Consider the following 20,752-nt stretch of genomic DNA (forward strand, 5'->3'; position numbering starts at 1 on the left):
TATGAGAAGGAGTGAACTATCATGGCATTTAATCCAGCTGACTTATTTAAAGTAAAATCTGCAGCAGAGACATTTAACAGTAATCATCCAAAGCTTGTACCATTTTTCCATGCTATTCAGGGCAAGGCGATGACTCCTGGCACAGTTATTGAGATGGCTGTTACAGATCCAAGCGGAGAGCGAGTAGAGACAAATCTTCGCGTGCAGGAATCAGATATTGAATTGATCAAACTTTTAATGGAGATTGGTTCTAAAGGATAATCTAAGAATAACAAAAGCCAACCAGTTACGGCTACAAGCCTAATGATTTCTAAGTTCAGCTGAAGTTTAATGATACTCGCCCATTTTAAAATTGCTTCGCAATGGGCGAGTCATGTTCTAGATTTGCTTAGCAAATCTAGAAGTTTTTCACTTTAGAAATATTAGAGCTTGTTGCCTACTGGTTGGCTTATTTAAATTCAAAAAATTTTGTATCTAATTCCGGATACGCACGCTTCATGGAAATAGGGATGCCGGCTTTGCCTACAAAGCAGTGCACAGTTCTTGCAACAGCTCTGTCTTCACCAGTGGCTTTATCGTATATACGGTATGCTATTTCCATTTCATGTCCGTCATAAGAAATTAATTTCGTATCTATAATGACAGTCTCATCAAATTTGATGGCGCTTCTGTGCTCAATAGATGAAGATACGATAGGAGAGCTAATCTCCATATCAAGCATCTGCTTGAAACCAAGGCCCATCTGTTCCATTAAATCCATGCGGGCATCTTCCAGCCAGTTAGCATAATTAGATGTATGGATAATTCCCTGCTGATCTGTCTCATGATATTTTGTGTGATGCTCAAAAGGGGTAATCTTAATCTGCCTCTTAGCACCAGCAACTTCAATTTCTTGTTTTGCCATAGTCTTACCTCCTGATGAAATTCCTATCTATATTATAACACTAGAATTAAAAATCGATTAAAAAAATTAGTGAAATAAAAGACGTTGAATAGAGATTGTATAAGTGATAGAATATAATTAATTGATAATTTTTTAACGAGCGGAGGTTATTATGGATTTTCAAGCTGAGTATAAGAAGAAACTTACTACAGCAGCAGAGGCTGTAAAGGTAGTAAAGAGCGGTGACTGGGTTGATTACGGTTGGTGCACAGGCACACCTGATGCTTTAGATAAGGCACTTGCAGCCCGCACAGACGAGCTTAAAGACATTAAGGTTCGCGGTGGTATCTTAATGAAGCTTCCAGCAATTTTTGAGCGCGAGGATGCTGGTGAGCACTTTACATGGAACTCATGGCACATGGGTGGTATTGAAAGAAAGCTTATCGCTAGAGGATGCTCTTTCTATGCACCTATCAGATACTCTGAGCTTCCTAGATATTATAGAGAGCACATCGAGCCAAACGATGTACTTATGATTCAGACTACAACAATGGACAATCACGGATATTTCAACTTCGGTCCTAACGCATCACACCTTATGGCTGCAGTAGAGAAGTCAAAGCACATCATTGTAGAGGTTAACGAGAACATGCCTCGTTGTCTTGGTGGTTTCGAAGAGGGCGTTCACATTTCTAAGGTTGATGCTATCGTTGAGGGCAGCAATCCAGCTATCCTTGAGATGGGTGGCGGCGGAGCTCCTACAGACGTTGATAAGGCAGTTGCAAAGCTTATCGTTGAGGAGATTCCAAACGGTGCCTGCTTACAGCTTGGTATCGGTGGAATGCCTAACACAGTTGGTGCTATGATTGCTGAGTCAGATCTTAAGGATCTCGGTGTTCATACAGAGATGTATGTTGATGCGTTCGTTGACATTGCCAAAGCTGGCAAGATTACTGGTGCTAAGAAGAACATCGATCGCTTCCGTCAGACATATGCTTTCGGTGCTGGTACAAAGAAGATGTACGATTATATGGATGAGAATCCAGAGCTTATGAGTGCACCTGTTGATTATACAAATGACATCCGTCAGATTTCTGCACTTGATAACTTCATTTCTATTAATAATGCAGTTGATGTAGACTTATTCGGTCAGATTAATGCTGAGTCTGCTGGAACAAAGCACATTTCAGGAGCAGGCGGACAGCTTGATTTCGTACTTGGCGCTTATCTTTCAAACGGTGGAAAGAGCTTTGTATGTCTTTCATCTACATTTACAACAAAGGATGGTACTGTAAAGAGCCGTATTCGTCCTACTCTTGCAGAAGGTTCTATCGTTACAGATACTCGTGCTAACACACATTACCTTGTTACAGAGTATGGTAAGGTTTGCCTTAAGGGACTTTCAGCTTGGGAGCGTGCAGAGGCTATCATCTCTATCGCTCACCCAGATTTCAGAGACGAGCTTATCGCAGAAGCTGAGAAGATGAATATCTGGAGAATATCAAATAAATAATCGGATTTTAATGAGGCCAGATGGGTTGCAAGACTCATCTGGTCTTTTTTGTTTCTTAAAATACACACTCGTGTAAAACGTTATTTCAGACATAGATTTTTCATAATTTACATATAGTTATAACACAACTTCAAAGTAGAATCTCTATGTTTTTTGTAATGGTTTTTACGAGTGAGAGGGTTTTATGACAAAAGAAAAATTGTCTAAGATAGATAAGATAGATTTGATTAAATGCTTTATTAAAGCTCTGATAAAGAGTGCCCGACGGGCAGTTCGCCAGAGCAATCTTCGATATTTAATTCCATATAGAAAAATAATCAAGCATGCTTTTGGCACCCTTGTTATTATGGTAGTAATTATAAGCATGGCGTTGCCAAATTCTCTTGCGGCAGATATTGATGAAACAACTGCAGCTGGCACAAATGCACCTGCAGTTATGTCTGAAGAGGAGGCATTAGAGGCGTCTATCAGAGAGTTTACAGTCTATGGAATGTATTTGAAGGATGAAGAGACTGAAAGCCAGGCAGTAGAAGCGACTTTGCCAGTAGGTGATATTGGTAATAATGGATATCCATATGCCAAGAAAGCCGAAGAAGGAGTGACTCTTTCTATTAAATTAAATGATGGCGTCGCAGAGCCAACATATCAGTGGCAGTACAGCGATGATAAGACCCAATGGTCAGATATAGAAGGTGCTACAGATCAGACATTTGCGAATACATCACCTAAGGATGGAAGATGGTATAGATGTGTAGTCAATGGGCAGGAGAGTCAGCCTGTTCAGGTGGTAGGTCAGTTTAAATGTGAGTCTGCCAGTGAGAAGGATTCCCAGGGAAGAATTTGGACCAACCCACTTATGAAATGGTATGTCAGCAACGGAACAGTAGCCTATGGCATTAATGCTGCCGGTACAGTATTTGATGTAGTTGGTTTATATAGCAAAAGCGGCAACACATACATGATTCAGACAGCATATTCCGATGGGTGGAAAATGGTAACATCAGCCTCGGATGCTCCAGCGGTGGACTACACTGCGGCGCAGCTGGATGATTTGATTTGCAGCTTTAATGAAACAAATCCTTATGAGATATATTTAAATGCTGATCTTGCAGCAGGACAGTCTGCATTTGCCTTTGGATGTGATACTATGCTCGGCAATGATTCAACATCAAGAGCTCACTCTGATTTTGCAGCTCTTGAAGTTAACAAGAATCAGGATAATACAGTGGCAAATATTGCCATGGTAGGAGCAGGTTCATCCAGCCAGGCTGTGGGAAGTAATCCGGCATTTATGATTACACCTATCACATCAGAAGAGTTGGAATTCTGGCTTGGTCAGTACGATGAGAGACAGTATTTCAGCTTCAACTCTGGCACAGGAAATATCACTGTGGATGGAGAATACATTGACAACATAACCACTAAAACACAGGGCATTGACGCAGGAATGACTATGTCCTGGTTCAATGTCTCAGATGGTGGAGATGTTAGTTTCAAGTTTGCAGTTGGAGATGCATCAAGCATTGGTGTAGCAACTAACGGTGGAAATCTCAATTATATTGCAGAGCTAATTGAGGGACTCAAGCAGGATACAGATTATACGGTAACTATAGAGGGTGACGAAACTGCTTATTCAGTTAAGTCAAACGCCTTAGGTCATATTACATTAACAGGAGTGGATACAAATGGAAATTATTTCGATTTTACTGGTAAAACTATTCATATTACAAAGAATGGTAGTGAGAGTGAGAAAAGCACTGTCAATGTAAGTTCTCGCCCTTACAATGTACAGGAGATTCCGGATTCAGATGAAGTGGTTTCTATCGGAGATACTTCAATCAATGTAAGCATTCCACTTGGAAGTCTTCAGATGTTTGCTCAGGAATATCGTATCTGTGACCAGGATGGAAAAGAAATTGAAGGTTTTGGATGGACAAGGCTTTCAGGTGATGGAAGTCTTTTGTTCTCAGGACTTCAGTCTGGTACAACTTATATTATTAAGGCAAGAGTCTTTGCAAATGAGACTACACCAGCATCTATTGGACGCATTGTTTACAAGTTCATAACAAATTAATCAGTTATAGATTAGTTCTACTTTTTTGGTTCAGACTATGATAGAGTAGTGAAAGAATCAAAAGGGGTGGAACAGATGACTGAAAAAAGAGTATGTACCCGATGTCTGCTTCGCGACATGATTGATGCAGACATGGGAATGATAGAAAAATATAAGGCAGCCTTGAAGGCTGAGGATACAGTGGACGATGCCGAGTATGAAAGACGTCTTGGTATATGTACCAGCTGTGAGAAATTAAATGAAGGCACCTGCATGTCATGTGGGTGTTATGTGGAGCTTAGGGCTGCAGCAAAGATTTCTAAATGTCCTACCAAGAAATGGTAGGGCATTTATTTTAGATATTTATTTTAATTAAAATTAAAATAGTTATTGAAAATCTAAAGATATTTTGATATATTCTAAATGGATGCAGGTAGATACCTCATCCAAACTAAGCATATTATTTAGGGGCTTGATGCTTAGCGATAAGACAATTATGGAGGAGGAACCATGAAAAGATTTCTTTCATGTGTTCTGGCTATTTCTATGGCAGGTGGTCTTGTGGCATGCTCAGGCTCAGATTCAGAAGTGAAAAACTATACGGTCAGCTATGATGGCATTGCCACTGGCGACGTTTCTTCGGGCGTTTCTGTCCATGACCCATCTATACTAGAAGTAGACGGAACATATTATATTTATGGCTCTCATATGACAGCAGCAAAAAGTGATGATTTGCTAAGCTGGAAAAAGGTGGCCGACGGCTACAACAAGACTAATCCTGTTTACGGACAGATTTATGATGTAAAAGAAAAATCTTTTGCTTATTCTGGTAGCAAGGACAGTATTATCAAAACCGACGATGGAAAGACTCACGTGTGGGCTCCAGATGTGATTTACAACGAGACCATGGGGAAATATGTGATGTACTACTGTACCACAAGTACATTTAATGCATCAAACCTCTGCTTTGGAATCAGTGATTCTCCAGAGGGACCATTTGAGTGGCAGGGAGCTTTAATCTATTCAGGTTTTACAAACAAAAATATAGACGCCACAGATGTTCTTGATTATGTGGATGAAGACTATGCGAAGAAGCACTACATAAAAGGTGGTGCATATAATTTCGAGGATTATCCAAATGCCATCGATCCAACAGTTTTTTATGACAAGGATGGCAGAATGTGGATGACCTATGGTTCTTGGTCTGGTGGTATTTATCTGCTAGAACTTGATCCGGTAACTGGTCTTGTGATTCATCCTGAGGCTAATGAAGCAGCACGTGTGGATGCTTATTTTGGTAAAAAGCTTTTAGGTGGTGGGCACATTTCCATTGAAGGTCCATATATTATGTATGATGCTAAAACAGATTACTATTATCTGTTTGTATCTTATGGCGGACTTACAAGCAATGGTGGATACCAGATGCGAGTTTTCCGTTCTAAGACAGTGGATGGAGACTATGTGGATATGAATGACACATATCCTGAAAAGAGTGCTCTTCATCAGAATTTTGGACTTAAGCTTTCAGGAAATTATAAGCTTCCAAGTATAGACAAGGCATACATGGCAACAGGTCATAACTCAGCCTTTGTAGATTCGGATGGAAAAGAGTATATCGTTTATCACACCCGCTTTAATGACGGCGGTGAGGGGCATTCTCCAAGAGTGCATCAGATGCTGATGAATGAAGAGGGATGGCCATGCGAACTTCCATATCAGACTCAGGGTGAGACTGTTTCTGAAGCAGGATATGACAAAAAAGATGTTGTTGGCCGTTACTTTATGATTAATCAGGGAATGGATATCTCAAGTGATATCGCAAATCCGATAATTGTTTATCTTAACAAGGATGGAAGCTGTGATGGCAAGGAAGTAAGTGGTAAATGGGAAATGAAGGATGGCACTTACTATATGACTATTACTATTGATGGTCAGGACTACAGTGGTGTTTTTTGCCAGATGAAAGATGAAGCTGGCACAGATGTAATGACATTCTCGGCTGTTGGGAACAATCAGTCGGTTTGGGGCGTAATGTATGATAAATAATAAGGGAGATTATAAGTAATTATGGATAAGAATTTTGAATACAATAAACCGTGGATATTGCATCGTGCAGATCCATATGTATACAGACACACAGATGGAAAGTATTATTTTACTGCTTCAGTGCCAGAGTATGACAGGATAGTTTTGCGCTGTAGCGACACTCTTGAAGGGCTTAAGGATGAGTCAGAACTTGAGGTTTGGCATAGACATGAGTCAGGTCCGATGTCCAAGCATATTTGGGCTCCAGAAATCCACTTCCTTTTTGGGAAATGGTATATCTATTTCGCCGGAGGTGAAATGGAGGATATATGGAAAATTCGTCCATACGTATTGGAATGCCAGGGACCAGATCCTATGAAAGATCCTTGGGTTGAAAAGGGAAAGATTACCAGAGCTGAGACAGACGAATTCTCTTTTGAAGCCTTTTCTTTGGATGCTACTGTATTTGAGAATAAGGGTGTCTGGTATTATATTTGGGCTGAGAAAGTTGGTGTTGGAAAACAGATTTCAAATCTTTATATCGCCCGTATGAAAAATGGATATACTTTGGAGACTGACCAGGTGCTTCTCACTACTCCTGATTATGATTGGGAGCGTCATGGATACTGGGTAAATGAAGGACCATCTGTAATTATTAGAGATGGCAAAGTGTTTATGACATATTCAGCCAGCGATACAGGTGTAAATTATTGCATGGGAATGCTGACTGCTGATGCAGACAGTGATTTGCTTGATCCACTTTCGTGGAAGAAGGAGAGATATCCTGTATTGGCATCATCACCTGAACATGTGGTATATGGTCCAGGCCATAATTCATTTACTGTGGATGAGGAAGGCAATGATATTCTTGTTTATCATGCCAGAACTGAAACAGAGATAGTGGGAGATCCACTGTATAATCCTAACAGGCATGCGATGCTAATGCGTTTTACGTTTGTGGATGGTAAGCCAGTATTTAAGTTTTAGGACAATAAAGAAGCCAGTCTGTAGTTGACAAGCTCATAGATTTCTCAAGCGAGACGTGTTGTCGAGCGGAGAAATACTATGGCTTGTCAGCGTAACAGGCTGGCTATTTTTAATTATTCTATAGGCATATAATTTAATGACACTCTGATGTCCTGACTGTAATTTCCGAAAGTCTTTCCGAAGAGTGTTACACCTCCGATGTGCTCTGCATCATCATCTACAGCAATTCTGAAATCTAAAGGCTGGCCCTGTTTGATGTTTAAATCAGCGATAGTGAGATCTGAAATCTGAAGACCATCAATAAATGTGCCGTGCTTGTTTATAACAAGCAGCTTAAGCAATCCGTACTGATTCCAGTTCTGTGGCCACCAGTCTGGTGTAAACATTCCTAAGATATCTCCACCAAAATCTCCAGGGCTGGTCCACATACCAAGCTTGGTTCCGTTAAGATAGAAGCTGATATCGGAAGGCCAGTTGTTATCAACCCCTGGTGCCTCAGAGGAAATCTCAAAAGAGATGGAAATCTGAGTGATGCGGTTGTTGCTAGGTACAAGATTAGGGAAAGAGTACTCCACAAATCCCTTTGTAAACCACATAATATCTGCATTGAATCTGTCCGGATGACTAAAGTATCGTGCATCGTCGATTTCACCAATAACAGAGGTGCTGTTAGCAAGACCACAGGTAGGGCAGATATCATATTTTGAAAACTGTCCAACCTTTATGTCTGTAGTGAATACATTTGAAAGGTCGACAGGCTTTTCGATTTCTACAACTATTTTATCTTGAATAACAGAACATATTTTGGAATTTCCGTGACTAGCTGATTCATTGGATGTGGATATAAGTCCGCATTCTTCTAATTTCTTGATATGGCCAGTGAGTGCACCATTACTGAGGTTTAGCTGTGTTGCAAGCTGGTTCATACTCATGTGGTCATTCTCTAATAAGATATTAAGTATCTGGATTCGCACGTCTGAGCCTAATGCTTTAAATAATTCTAGTCCTTCGTCTAGTGAAGTGATATGAATCATCGTACTGCTCCTTTTTGTTAATAATAAATTACTTCATATAATTATAAAATTTGCTAATAACGCTGTCAATATGGGTGTGTAGAAAGGATTAAATATTTCAATTAGAATTAAAAGTAGAAGCACTTTGACGTGCTAAAGTCAATTAATTTGATGTCAATTAGTGAAATTTACTAAAAACAATGTGAAGTATTTGTGTATATTAAAAGAATATCCAAAATAGTTTAGTTTTTCCTAAAATAAATATTGACGTTGAGAACATCCAGCTTTATTATAATACCATAATCGTTAATGAGTTGTGCAGTTTCCGATTCATGTGGCTAACAAGCCTCAGCCTATTGAAGTAATAAACTGCAAAACCAAACGCAAAACATTTCTTTTTTTACAAGGAGGAGAAGAATGAAGAAGAAATTGGTTAGTGCATTACTTTGCACATCAATGGCAGCTAGCATGCTTGTTGGCTGTGGGGGAGCAGCTTCAGAAGGAGGAGTTGATCCAGACGCTGCAGAAGCAACAGAGGAGACTGCAGAAGAATCAGCAGAAGCTGAGGTAGTAACAAACACATTTGGTGATCCAAATGGTACTCATCTTGAGATGTGGACATTCGTTGAGCTTCACGGACAGCATTACGGTGTAATGGCTGAGGAGTGGAACAAGCAGCATCCAGATAACACAATCGAAATTACATGTACAACATATCCATATGGCGATATGCACACAAAGCTTCTTACAGCTCTTGAAGCAGGAACAGGTGCTCCAGACATCTGTGACGTAGAAGTAGGTCAGTTCCCTAACGTAGTTGAAGGTCTTGATCAGTGGTTAGTTCCACTTAATGACTACGCAAAGGATTATCTTGATACAATGGTTACATCTCGTATGGAGACATACCAGGGCGAGGATGGAAATTACTATGGTGCTCCTTATCACGTAGGTGCAACAGTAATGTACTACAACGTAGCTGCTATGTCAGAGGCAATGGGAATTAGCCAGGAAGAAGTTATTGCAAAGATTGACGCTGTTAAGACTTGGGATGATTATTCAAAGCTCGGCGAAGAATATCTTGGATCAGTTAATGAAGATGGAAAATACTGGACATCAGTTGATACAGGCGGAGTTGATTGGCTCTGGATTGCTATGGCTGAAAACGGAGATGACTGGACAGGTGGATTTGATAATCCAGCAAACGTAAATATTGATTCAGTAAAGACAATGCTTGAGATGCAGCAGGGATGGTTAAAGAGTGGTCTTGCAGAGGTTTCTCCTGATGGACACGTTGACCTTGAGGCTGGTTTCCAGAATATTATGGATCACAACATCGTTTCATTCCCTAAGGCAATGTGGTACATGTCACGTTTCACAAACTATATGCCTGATGAGAAGGGCAACTGGTACATTGCTAAGTGTCCTGTATTCAAGGCTGGACAGAAGTGCTCTGTAGGTATCGGTGGTACAGGTACAGTAGTAACACAGCAGTCTGAAAATAAGGATCTTGCAGCTGAGTTTACTTGCTGGGCAAAGATGTCTGAAGAAGGCGAGCAGCACATTTGGGATACACTTGGATTTGATGTATGTAATTCAGCTTTATGGAATGATGATGCATTCGCACATGATGACAACAACCAGTACAATCAGTTCTTTATAAATTATCCATATGATGTACTTAGCGATATTGGAATGGAAAACATCGGAAAGATTTCTGTTGTATCTATCAGCCCAACAATCAATGAGTACTTCTGCACAACAACACTTAATCAGGTTCTTGAGGATCCAGATTACTCTGTTGATGATGCACTTGAGGAAGCTCAGAATGCAGTGGACATGGAGCAATAATAAAAAAGGAAGATTTCTATGGATATAAATACAGCAAGGATGCCTGCCAGAGGGCAGGCATCCTCTTTTAAAAAGGTAGAAGGAGCAAAAGGCTTTATGAAGTTTAAGAAGTTATTCTATTCTCAAAAGGTTGCACCATATGTTTTTGTTGTGCCTTTTGTCCTCAGTTTCTTTTTCTTTTGGGTTTATCCTCTTATCACAGCTTTTACTATGAGCTTTCAGGATATAGGAGCGATAAAATCTGATTGGGTTGGTTTTGCAAATTACGCAAAGCTTTTAAAGGATAATGTATTTCATATTGCAGTTTTTAACAGTGTAAAATACATGTTCTTCACATTAGTACTTCTTATTCCATTCCCAATGCTTTTTGCTGTTTTGATGGATAGCAATTTAGTAAAGGCAAAGGGTGTATGGAAAGCCGTTCTTTATATGCCAGCTTTAACATCAGTAGTTATTTCTGGTACATTATTCCGTCTCATGTTTACAGAGTACACAACAGGTCAGATGAATATGGTAACAGCGGCTCTTGGCCTTGGAACATATAAATGGTTAAAGATGGGCTGGTCAGGAATGCTTGCTCTTTTAATCGTAGCTTGCTGGAGATGGACAGGAGTAAATATGCTTTACTTCCTTTCAGGACTTAAATCTATTGATACAGCTCTCTATGAGGCTGCAGATATAGATGGAGCGTCAAGCTGGCAGAAGTTTAGATTTGTAACACTGCCTCTTTTAAAGCCAACAACAGTATACGTACTTACAATATCTGTATATGCAGGTCTTGCAATGTTCCTCGAGTCATACATGTTATGGGCAGGAAATTCATCACCAAACAATATCGGTCTTACTATCGTAGGATACCTGTATAAACGTGGTATTGAAAAGAATGATATGGGTTATGCCTGCGCTGTTGGTGTAGTGCTTCTAGTTGTAGCTCTCATCATCAACTTCGCACAGTTAATTTTTAATGGAACATTTAAGAAGGAGGAGCAGTAGTATGGCAAAGCAGAAAACTATGGCAGCCACTCCTCAAAGAAGAATAGGAACAATTCTAGGAACAGGCTTCTTTCTGATTCTTAGCTTGATTATCGTATTTCCGGTATTTGCAGGATTATTGGCATCATTTCGACCAGGCACACAGCTCATTCGTAGAGGTTTATCTATAGATTTAGATTTCTCTACAATGAATTTAAATAATTATACCTATTTATTTAGTGGTAATGCAGACAGCCAGAAGTACTTTATGTGGTACAAAAACTCACTCGTTATCACAGTACTATCAGTGGCTCTTACACTTATTATTTGCTACTTTGTTGCATATGGACTTACAATGTACGATTTCAAATTTAAGAATTTACTTTTTACAATCGTACTTGCAACAATGATGGTACCATTTGAGATCCTTATGCTTCCATTATATAAGGAAATCATTGCACTTAAGTTGATTGACACCTACACAGGTGTAATCATAATAGGCGTGTGCAGCGCTTCAACAATTTTCTTCTTCAAGCAGTACCTGTCGGGTTTGCCAAAGGATTTATTGGATGCAGCGCGCATTGATGGCTGCAGTGAATATGGCATTTCGGTAAGAATAATCCTTCCACTTGCCAAACCAGCTTTTGCATCCATGGGTATTTTATGTGCAATGGGCAGCTGGAATGCCATCCTTTGGCCACTGCTTGTACTTAAAGGCGCAGAGAAGTTTACACTTCCAATTGGACTGAACACACTCCTTACACCATACGGAAATAACTATGATGTTCTTATTGCCGGTTCGATGTTCGGAATTTTACCTATTTTGGTAATTTTCTTAATCTTTAACAGATACATTATTGACGGAATGACTGCCGGTGCGGTAAAAGGTTAATAAACAATCGGAGATTGTTTATTAACCCTAATTGAAGGAGAAGAATTTAATGGCAAAATTAGTAATCAATAACGAAAATAAGAAAAGCACAATCGCTCCAGAAATCTACGGCCATTTCTCAGAGCATCTGGGCAGATGTATCTACGAGGGACTTTATGTAGGAGAGAACTCAGACATTCCAAATGTAAATGGAATGCGTACAGATGTAGTTGAGGCTCTTAAAGAGATGAAGGTTCCTGTACTTCGTTGGCCAGGTGGATGCTTCGCAGATGAGTATCACTGGATGGATGGAATCGGTCCAAAGGAAAAGCGTAAGAAGATGATTAACACCCACTGGGGCGGTGTAGTAGAAGATAACAGCTTCGGTACACACGAGTTCTTCGAGCTTTGTCGTCAGCTTGGATGTAAGACATACGTAAATGCGAATGTTGGCTCAGGCACAGTTCGTGAGATGAGTGAGTGGGTTGAGTATATGACATTTAACGGAGTATCTCCAATGGCAGATCTTCGTAAGGAAAATGGTCATGAAGAGCCATGGGTAGTTGATTACCTTGGCGTTGGTAATGAGAACTGGGGATGCGGCGGAAATATGCGCCCACAGTTCTATGCTGATGAATACAGACGTTATCAGACATATGTTAGAAATTACAACGGCAATCAGCCAATCGCAAAGATTTGCTGCGGTGCCAATGTAGATGATTATCACTGGACAAAAGAGGTTCTCGATACCTGTTTTGATCATACACCAGAGCACTTCCATGGATTTATGGATGGTCTTTCTCTTCATTATTATACCCTCCCAGAGACAGAGGATGACTGGAACTTCAAGGGAAGTGCAACAGATTTCACTGAGGAGGTATTCTACCAGACTCTTAAGAGATCTTACTTTATGGAAGAGCTTATCAATAAGCATGGTGCAATCATGGATCAGTACGACCCTGATAAGAAGATTGGCATGATGATTGATGAGTGGGGTATCTGGACAGATGTTGAGCCAGGTACAAATCCAGGTTTCTTATATCAGCAGAATACAATGCGTGATGCCTTAGTAGCTGGTATGAACCTTAATATCTTCAACAAGCATTCAGACAGAGTTAAACTTGCATGTATTGCGCAGATGATTAACGTACTTCAGTCTGTAATGCTTACAGATGGCGAAAAGATGATTAAAACCCCTACATATTACGTCTTCAAAATGTATCGTCATCACCAGGGAGCGACACTTCTTGATTCAAGCCTTGTTGGAAACAGCACAGTTGGATCAGAGAAGAATGAACTTCCAAAAGTATTCGAATCAGTATCAGAAGATGCTGATGGTGTTATCACAATTACTCTTACAAACAATTCACTTGAGTCTGGAGAGGAAGTAGATATCCAGCTTACAAAGGATGGAAATTCTTACAATGTATGTGAGGCAGTATTCGTATCTGGAAAGATGAATGCTCACAATACATTTGAGAATCCTGAGGTTGTTAAGGAAGAAGAGTTCAAGGATTACAGCAGAACTCCTCTTGGAATCACAGTTAAGCTTCCTGCTTGCTCTGTTGTTAGCATCAGAATCAAGAAGTAACTAAACTTTTTTTCATTCTTAAATTGGAAAGGCAGTCCTTAGGGGCTGTCTTTTCTTTTTGGGGATTGTGGAAGAGCCCACAACCTTATCAGGCAGATAATATAAGTGAGATTGTAAATATATCTGCTAAATCATCAATATCTGGCAGATAAAAACAAAGTTATTTTATACTTATCTGCTGAATCATCTGTAATCGGCAGATAAAATAAATGGTATTTTAAATATATCTGTTAAAAGCTCTTTATCAGGCAGATAGATTAGGAAGTATTACAATTATATCTGCTGGGAGTCCCATATTCAGATGATAGAATGAACAGAGTTTATCGCAATTCATATAGAAAATGCGGGGGGCCAATAACTTTTGTGATTATAAAAAAAGAATACTTGATTTAATTGCGTGCAATTGATATAATGGCCATAGTTAGTTTAGTGAAACATTTAATTTTATAAAGGAGGTCATGATGGGTAAGGCAGTTAGATATTATTCAAGAAGTGGTAACACAAAGGCTTTAGCAGCGGCTATTGCAAATGGCGCCAGCTGTACAGCAGTTTCTGTTGATGAGGCAGGGGCAGAGATTAAAGAGCCAGTAGAAATGTTATTTATAGGTGGTGGACTTTATGCCTATGGAATTGATAAGAAGCTTAAGGCTTATATCAGAACATTAGATGGAAATAAGGTTAAGAAAGCAGCTGTATTTTCTACATCATGGCTTTCAAAGCACGCTCTTGATTTACTTAAGGATGCGTTAAAGGGACGTGGAATAGAAGTAGTAGAGGAGACATGCTACGCTAAGAATATGCCAGGAGTAGAGGAACTTAAGGCAGCAGAGGAATTTGGAAAGAGGTATTAAAATGGGAGATTTTCTTGAACTTGCCAAGACCAGAAGAAGTGTAAGAACTTTTGATGGTAATAATGTGGATGAAAAGATTGTAGCGGAATTAAAGTCGTTTGCCGAAGGCATTGAGAATCCTTACGGCATTAATATTCGTTTTGAATTTTTGGACGGTGAGGCTAATAAATTATCAAGCCCTGTTTTAACAGGAGAAAAGCTTTATATAGCAGCTCTTATGGAGCCAGGCACACATGCAGAGGAAGCCTATGGCTATTCATTTGAGGCACTTCTTATGAAGGCTCATGAGATGGGGCTTGGCACTGTTTGGATTGGTGGAACACTTCCAAGAGAAAAATTCGAAAAGGCTTCTGAATTAAGTGGTAAAGAGGTTATGCCTTGCATGAGCCCTATAGGTGGAATTGCAAAGAGCATGTCACTTAAAGAAGGCCTTATGAGAAAGGGAGTTAAAGCAGATAAAAGATTAGATTTTGAAGAGTTATTCTATCTTGATAGTTTTGACAATCCATTATCAGAGCAGAAGGCTGATGGACTTGATATTAGAAAAGCACTTGAGGCGGTAAGAGTGGCACCATCTGCGGTAAACAAGCAGCCTTGGAGAGTAGTTATCTCTGACAATATGGCGCACTTCTTCGAAAAGCATGATAGAGGTTACGATAATGGTACCTATGATTTACAGAAGATTGATCTTGGAATTGCATTATTCCATTTTGAAAGTCAGATGAAATCAGAGGGAAGACCTCTTGAATTAGTAGTAGAAGATCCAAAAATTAATCTTCCTAAAGATGTTGAATATGTTGCATCATACAGATGTAAATAAAAAAGATGGCGGCAATAGCAGTAGCTTCGGAGTTGTCCACAGATGCTCTTAAAGATGGTACATTTACTGGCGAAGGAATGGGTAATAATGGTACAATAGCAGTTGAAGTAACCATTACTGGTGGAGAAATTTCTGATATCGTCTTTACGAAGTTTAGTGATGATGCAGAATATTTTGATGTGGAAAAAGATGGCAAGGAGATGATTGACCAGGCCGGTCAGTAACAATAATGTTTTTGAATTGTAATTCTTTTAAAATGAATTTTAAGAAAATGGGCGCAGGTTTACTTTGCGCCCTGCTTTTATGTGGTTGTGGTGCTGAGAAGAAAGTTCAGGAAAAGCTTACTGACACCAGTTCAACCACTTTTTTTGCAATGGATACAGTTATGGAAATCCAGATTACTGGAGATCAGGAGCTTTTATCTGAGGCAGAACAGAAGGTGGTTGCTCTTGAAAAGCAGCTTTCTGTTACAGAGGAGAATAGTGAGGTCAGCCAGATTAACAAAAATAAGATTGGGCGACTGACAGGAGCTGGCGCTGAGATTTTCAAAGGTGGTATGGATATTTGTGCAGCCACAGATGGAGCGCTGGATTTGACCATCTATCCTGTATTAAAGGAGTGGGGTTTTACAACTGGTGAATATAAGGTGCCAGATGATGAAGACATTAATCAGCTTTTAGAAGCTGTTGATTATAATAAAGTAGAGATATCTGATATGGAGAATGATTATATTGACATAGTTCTCCCTGAGGATATGGAGATAGATTTAGGAAGTATTACAAAGGGTTACACCAGCCAGATGCTTCATGATTATTTTGAGGAAAATGGTGTAGAATCAGCACTTATAAATCTTGGTGGAAACGTTCAGTGCCTTGGTGGAAAACTCACTGGAGATCCATGGAAGATTGCTATTAAAAGTCCTTTCCCTGACAGTAAGGACGGAATCCTTGGAGTGCTTCAGGCGAAAGATTTGGCCATAGTTACTTCAGGTGGATATGAGCGTTACTTTGAAGAGGATGGAAAAGTTTACTGGCATATTTTAGATCCAACCACAGGCAAGCCTGCAGACAAAGGCATTGCAAGTGTTACAATAGTGGGTAAGGACGGTCTGAGATGTGACGGATTATCTACAGCACTTTTTGTTAAGGGCTTGGATGAGGCTGTGGAGTATTGGAAGAATAGTGATGATTTTGACATGATTATTGTTATGTCAAATGGGGATGTACATATCACTGAGGGGATAGCAGAGGATTTTGCTTTGGCTCAGGAGTATGCCACATCAAAGCTTATTGTAGAGACGAGATAATATTATGAAAAAGAACGATTTGATATTAATAGGGGCTCTGCTTATTATCGCATTTACGATACTAGGGATTACCAGAGTATGGCAGAAGAATAATACTGATGAAACAGCTATGGTAATCGTCACTGTAGATGGGCAGGAAATGGGGAGATTTCCTCTTAATGAGGACATGGAGCAGCGTTTTGATTTCCAGGACGGAAGCTATAATGTTCTTCGTATATACGATGGTAAAGCAGAAATATCAGAGGCTTCATGCCCAGATCAAATATGCGTAAAACATCACAAGATTCACTATACAAAGGAGACTATTGTATGTCTTCCAAACAAGCTGGTGGTGGAAATCGCCGGCGGTGAAGAAAGCGATATTGATGCTGTGGCAAATTAAGGGGGGTAAGATATGAGTATGAACACCAGAAAAATTGCATATCTCGGACTGCTAATTGCCCTTGCATTTGTACTCAGCTATGTGGAGGTGCTTTTACCATTAAATATAGGCATTCCTGGGGCAAAGGTGGGACTTGCAAACATTGTTATCGTAGTGGCCCTTTATACCATTGGCGGGAAAAATGCCGGGATGCTTTCGCTGGTTCGTGTGATTCTTGTGGGACTTACCTTTGGCAATTTTGCAATGATGATGTATAGCCTTGCAGGAGCAACTTTATCATTCGTGATGATGTATGTGGCTAAACGTACAAAGAAGCTTTCAATAACAGGTGTCAGCGTAGTTGGAGGAGTGTTTCATAATGTTGGACAAATCATAGTTGCCATCTTTGTTTTAGAGACAAGTCAGCTGGTTTATTATTTACCATTTTTGATTGTTATAGGAACAATTTCAGGTGTGGTAATAGGTATACTTTCAGGTATGATTTGTAGGCGCGTAAAGGTTGCATTTGCATAAGCATATGGAGTATACTCTAACAGATTAAAAAGATTATTAATAGAATAGGATATTAGTATGAGCGATTATGTTATTAGCTGTTGTTCCACAGTAGATGTTACTGAAGAGTTTTTAAAAGAGAGAAATATTGAACACGTATGCTTCCATTATTATATGGACGAAGTGGCTTACACAGACGATTTGTTTAAGTCTATGTCAGCAAAGGACTTTTATCAGGCTATGGTTGACGGAGCAATGACTCGTACATCACAGGTTAATGCGGAAGAGTACACAGCTTACTTTAGAAAATTCTTAGAGCAGGGTAAGGATATTATTCATCTTACACTTTCAGGCGGTATCTCAGGAACTATTAATTCTGCACGTATTGCAGCTGAGGCACTTCAGGAAGAGTTCCCAGACAGAAAGCTTGTTGTATTTGACAGTCTTACAGCATCAGCAGGCTATGCCCTTATGATGGATAAGCTTGCATCACTCAGAGATGAGGGATACGATTTTGACAGACTTGTTAACTGGACAAATGGCCATATCCAGAATCAGAATACATGGTTCTTCACAACAGATCTTACATTCTTTATCAGAGGTGGACGTGTTTCAAAGCTTTCAGGATGGTTCGGAACAGCGCTTAATATTTGCCCATTGTTAAATATTAACGATGAAGGAAAGCTTATTCCTAGACAGAAGTGTCGTGGCAAGAAGATGGTTAAGAGAGCAGCTCTTGATGCAGTCAAGGCACGAATTGATGATGGAGAGAATTATAGTGAGAACATCATCATTACACATTCTGTTTGCTATGATGACGCCAGAGAGATGGCAGATATGCTTGAGTTTGCCTTCCCTCACATGAAAGAGAAGATTCGTATTTTCGATATAGGACCTACTATCGGTTCTCACACAGGCCCTGGAACAGTTGCAATCGGCTTCTGGGGCTCATTAAAGGAGCATTAATAAGTAGTACAAAAGTGTTGAGTTTATTATAATGAACTCAGCACTTATTATATTGGAGGGAGAAATAATGAAAGAAAAAATCAAAGGCTTACGTCTAAACATCACAATCTCAGGAATCATCAGTGTTGTAATAGGTATTCTTCTCTTGGTATACCCAACAGAGAGTCTTACTACAATCAGCAGAGTTATTGCTGCCATTGTTATTCTTTCGGGTATCTTTGTCATTATCAGCCAGGTATTTGAAAAAGGCTTTAATGCTATGGGAATAGCAGTTGGTGGAGTTCTTGCAATTATCGGATTATGGATTTTCCTTGCACCAGGTTCTATTGTTTCAATTATTCCAATTGCCATTGGTGTACTTCTGGTAGTTCACGGTCTTCAGGATTTAGGTCTTGCTATCGAGGCTATTAAGACAAAGGCTCCAAGACCATGGCTTACATTTATAATTGCTATTGTCACAATTCTTCTTGGTGCAGTTTGTATCGCAAATGCATTCCATTTAGTAGAGATTGCTACAAGACTTATTGGTTTAATGCTTATTTATGATGGCGTTACAGATGTCTTTACTGTTCACAAGGTTAACAAGGCAGAAAAGATTATTGATGTTGAGCTTTTACGCGAGGAAGATGTTATATAATGGGTCAGATGGAATTTAAAATGGAACGCACCGGTCTTCTTGAAGAAGGAGAGGTGCTTCCAATTACTGAATATGCCCTTTCCAACTCATATTACTATGTGTTGGGAAGGTCATTTGCCATGTCGGGTAATTACACTACTTTAGAGCGAATCAAAGCAAAAGAAGGTAAGGTAATCGACATTAAAGAAACACCAAAAGGATTCTATGTTACAGTAGAATACGAGGATTCTTAAGGAGCAATAATGAACAATCAATCACAAAATGCTATTGATATTGTGCTTGCTGAGAGTTTGAAGGAGCTTGCAGCCACCAAGCCAATTGAAAAGATTACAATAAAAGAAATTACAGATAAGGCAGGAGTTATTCGTCCTACCTTTTATAATCATTTTCAGGACAAATATGAATTGCTTGAGTGGATCACTGTAAATGAGCTTTTTGCGCCTGTAGAGCCATTTTTGTCTAACGGTATGTTGAAGGAAGCGGTGACGTTTATCCTTACAACAATGGAAAAGGAAAAAGATTTTTATAAGAGAGCTGCCTTGTTGGAAGGGCAGAATTCTTTTAATGAGATTTTTAACAGATGCGTTGCCAATGCAGTGCAGAAGTATCTTGATTTGGAAAGTCTTGCAAAGGTTGCAAATTATCCATGGCTGAAGGAGGAGCTTGTGGCGGACTTTTTAGCTCACTCTATTAGCTGGGTTACAATCCAGTGGATAATGTGCGGAATGAAAGTTCCGGTAGAGGAGCTTACTGACGTTTACGTTAAGATTTTCCACAGTCCATTCATAGAAATTGTTTCCAGTCTTAAAAAATAATACAAACTAAATGCATTGTATCTTGTACACTAACTGGGTTTAGTGGTTGAATATTAGATATAGGGAAATGTGTAAAATATGCGAACAATGTTCGTATTTTAATGGATTGGAGTATAATAATTCTATGAGTTTATTAGAAGACTTGCTAATTATAGTAGGTGTGCTTTTAGATGTGTTTGCCACAATGGAAATACAGGGGGCTATGATAGCTCAGATTAAAAAGAAGACGCTGTTTATTGCCTGCGGCGTGGTTGCAGCTATTGAACTGTCCTTCTTTTTCGCAGGATATACCATCTGCTGGCTGTTAGCCGGAAGAGGAGCTATCGATAATCCGTATTATTATGGTGAGACTGTGGCGGTCATTGTCCTGACTATTCTTGGAATCAGACTTATTGTAAAGGCTGTTAAACAGGAATTTGTTCAGGAACATTTAAGAGATTCACTTAGAGTTTGGGACTATGTGAGATTTATCGTAGTTTCCAGTTTTTATACAGCCGCAGCGGGCTGTGTTTGCGGATTGGTTGGTATTACAGTATGGCACGTAATAGTCATTATTACTGTTATATCGATTCTCATGGTTATAATGGGCTTATATACAGGCCTTCATTTTGGCTTTGAGAACAAGACTATTGCCTATGTTATCGGGGCAATATTGTTATGGGGAGTAAGCTTGGAAATGTTATTGCATAGGATATTTGAGGTTATCTAGTAGGACATTTTTAGGGGC

At 39.5% G+C, this 20,752-nt stretch carries 23 protein-coding genes; 21 read left to right on the forward strand and 2 right to left on the reverse strand.

Translation table 11 applies throughout. The features are described from left to right. The first annotated feature begins 21 nt into the window (after positions 1–21). A complete protein-coding gene (locus tag G592_RS0103270) occupies positions 22–261 on the forward strand; it encodes a hypothetical protein (RefSeq protein ID WP_028246543.1) in 240 nt (79 codons plus the stop codon). Positions 262–448: 187 nt separating this feature from the next. Here G592_RS0103270 and G592_RS0103275 read toward each other — a convergent pair whose 3' ends face one another. Continuing rightward, positions 449–904, reverse strand: coding sequence for an acyl-CoA thioesterase (locus G592_RS0103275; RefSeq protein ID WP_028246544.1), 456 nt, complete (start codon positions 902–904; stop codon positions 449–451). A gap of 151 nt (positions 905–1,055) precedes the next feature. On the opposite strand from G592_RS0103275, the gene G592_RS0103280 reads away from it, so the two are divergent. From G592_RS0103280 to G592_RS0103300, 5 genes are all read left to right on the forward strand, one after another. After that, the gene (locus tag G592_RS0103280; RefSeq protein WP_028246545.1) at positions 1,056–2,396 is read left to right on the forward strand and encodes a butyryl-CoA:acetate CoA-transferase; all 1,341 of its coding nucleotides are present in this window, start codon (positions 1,056–1,058) and stop codon (positions 2,394–2,396) included. 184 nt (positions 2,397–2,580) lie between these two features. Continuing rightward, complete coding sequence (locus G592_RS0103285) at positions 2,581–4,470, forward strand: hypothetical protein (protein ID WP_028246546.1); 1,890 nt, start codon at positions 2,581–2,583, stop codon at positions 4,468–4,470. 75 nt (positions 4,471–4,545) lie between these two features. Next, on the forward strand, positions 4,546–4,794 hold the full coding sequence (locus G592_RS0103290) for a DUF6171 family protein (RefSeq protein ID WP_028246547.1): 249 nt from the start codon (positions 4,546–4,548) through the stop codon (positions 4,792–4,794). Between the two features lie 165 nt (positions 4,795–4,959). Continuing rightward, positions 4,960–6,495, forward strand: a complete 1,536-nt coding sequence (locus tag G592_RS0103295) for a glycoside hydrolase family 43 protein (RefSeq protein ID WP_028246548.1) — start codon at positions 4,960–4,962, stop codon at positions 6,493–6,495. Between the two features lie 21 nt (positions 6,496–6,516). Further along, positions 6,517–7,461 carry a family 43 glycosylhydrolase gene (locus G592_RS0103300; RefSeq protein ID WP_028246549.1) on the forward strand — a complete coding sequence of 315 codons (945 nt, stop codon included), beginning with the start codon at positions 6,517–6,519 and terminating at the stop codon, positions 7,459–7,461. A 113-nt stretch (positions 7,462–7,574) separates the two neighbouring features. Here the strand turns inward: G592_RS0103300 and G592_RS0103305 are convergent, their stop codons facing one another. Continuing rightward, a complete protein-coding gene (locus G592_RS0103305; protein ID WP_028246550.1) occupies positions 7,575–8,495 on the reverse strand; it encodes an ArsR/SmtB family transcription factor in 921 nt (306 codons plus the stop codon). Between the two features lie 396 nt (positions 8,496–8,891). On the opposite strand from G592_RS0103305, the gene G592_RS0103310 reads away from it, so the two are divergent. The 15 genes from G592_RS0103310 to G592_RS0103380 all read left to right on the forward strand — a co-directional run bounded on the left by G592_RS0103310 (position 8,892) and on the right by G592_RS0103380 (position 20,734). Continuing rightward, on the forward strand, positions 8,892–10,322 hold the full coding sequence (locus G592_RS0103310; protein WP_028246551.1) for an ABC transporter substrate-binding protein: 1,431 nt from the start codon (positions 8,892–8,894) through the stop codon (positions 10,320–10,322). 96 nt (positions 10,323–10,418) lie between these two features. Continuing rightward, positions 10,419–11,315, forward strand: a complete 897-nt coding sequence (locus G592_RS0103315) for a carbohydrate ABC transporter permease (protein WP_028246552.1) — start codon at positions 10,419–10,421, stop codon at positions 11,313–11,315. A gap of 1 nt (position 11,316) precedes the next feature. Beyond that, on the forward strand, positions 11,317–12,186 hold the full coding sequence (locus G592_RS0103320) for a carbohydrate ABC transporter permease (protein ID WP_242830141.1): 870 nt from the start codon (positions 11,317–11,319) through the stop codon (positions 12,184–12,186). A gap of 49 nt (positions 12,187–12,235) precedes the next feature. Next, positions 12,236–13,756 carry an alpha-N-arabinofuranosidase gene (locus tag G592_RS0103325; RefSeq protein ID WP_028246554.1) on the forward strand — a complete coding sequence of 507 codons (1,521 nt, stop codon included), beginning with the start codon at positions 12,236–12,238 and terminating at the stop codon, positions 13,754–13,756. Between the two features lie 461 nt (positions 13,757–14,217). Then, positions 14,218–14,607, forward strand: a complete 390-nt coding sequence (locus G592_RS16910; RefSeq protein ID WP_051194737.1) for a flavodoxin family protein — start codon at positions 14,218–14,220, stop codon at positions 14,605–14,607. A gap of 1 nt (position 14,608) precedes the next feature. Then, positions 14,609–15,427 carry a nitroreductase family protein gene (locus G592_RS0103335; RefSeq protein ID WP_028246555.1) on the forward strand — a complete coding sequence of 273 codons (819 nt, stop codon included), beginning with the start codon at positions 14,609–14,611 and terminating at the stop codon, positions 15,425–15,427. Positions 15,428–15,432: 5 nt separating this feature from the next. Further along, a complete protein-coding gene (locus G592_RS0103340; protein WP_028246556.1) occupies positions 15,433–15,651 on the forward strand; it encodes a hypothetical protein in 219 nt (72 codons plus the stop codon). Between the two features lie 32 nt (positions 15,652–15,683). Continuing rightward, a complete protein-coding gene (locus G592_RS0103345; RefSeq protein WP_028246557.1) occupies positions 15,684–16,733 on the forward strand; it encodes an FAD:protein FMN transferase in 1,050 nt (349 codons plus the stop codon). Positions 16,734–16,737: 4 nt separating this feature from the next. Beyond that, positions 16,738–17,115 carry a NusG domain II-containing protein gene (locus tag G592_RS0103350; RefSeq protein ID WP_028246558.1) on the forward strand — a complete coding sequence of 126 codons (378 nt, stop codon included), beginning with the start codon at positions 16,738–16,740 and terminating at the stop codon, positions 17,113–17,115. An 18-nt stretch (positions 17,116–17,133) separates the two neighbouring features. Further along, the gene (locus G592_RS0103355) at positions 17,134–17,628 is read left to right on the forward strand and encodes a Gx transporter family protein (protein ID WP_155942164.1); all 495 of its coding nucleotides are present in this window, start codon (positions 17,134–17,136) and stop codon (positions 17,626–17,628) included. A 57-nt stretch (positions 17,629–17,685) separates the two neighbouring features. Beyond that, positions 17,686–18,573, forward strand: a complete 888-nt coding sequence (locus tag G592_RS0103360; protein ID WP_028246560.1) for a DegV family protein — start codon at positions 17,686–17,688, stop codon at positions 18,571–18,573. Between the two features lie 67 nt (positions 18,574–18,640). Continuing rightward, a complete protein-coding gene (locus tag G592_RS15550; RefSeq protein ID WP_051194739.1) occupies positions 18,641–19,210 on the forward strand; it encodes an HdeD family acid-resistance protein in 570 nt (189 codons plus the stop codon). Further along, the gene (locus G592_RS0103370) at positions 19,210–19,443 is read left to right on the forward strand and encodes a hypothetical protein (RefSeq protein ID WP_028246561.1); all 234 of its coding nucleotides are present in this window, start codon (positions 19,210–19,212) and stop codon (positions 19,441–19,443) included. The genes G592_RS15550 and G592_RS0103370 overlap by 1 nt, the downstream gene beginning before the upstream one ends. A gap of 9 nt (positions 19,444–19,452) precedes the next feature. Then, complete coding sequence (locus G592_RS0103375) at positions 19,453–20,025, forward strand: TetR/AcrR family transcriptional regulator C-terminal domain-containing protein (protein WP_028246562.1); 573 nt, start codon at positions 19,453–19,455, stop codon at positions 20,023–20,025. Between the two features lie 124 nt (positions 20,026–20,149). Beyond that, positions 20,150–20,734, forward strand: coding sequence for a manganese efflux pump (locus G592_RS0103380; RefSeq protein WP_028246563.1), 585 nt, complete (start codon positions 20,150–20,152; stop codon positions 20,732–20,734). The last annotated feature ends 18 nt before the right edge of the window (positions 20,735–20,752 follow it).

It is taken from the genome of Pseudobutyrivibrio ruminis CF1b (assembly GCF_000424005.1).
GTDB lineage: Bacteria > Bacillota > Clostridia > Lachnospirales > Lachnospiraceae > Pseudobutyrivibrio > Pseudobutyrivibrio ruminis_C.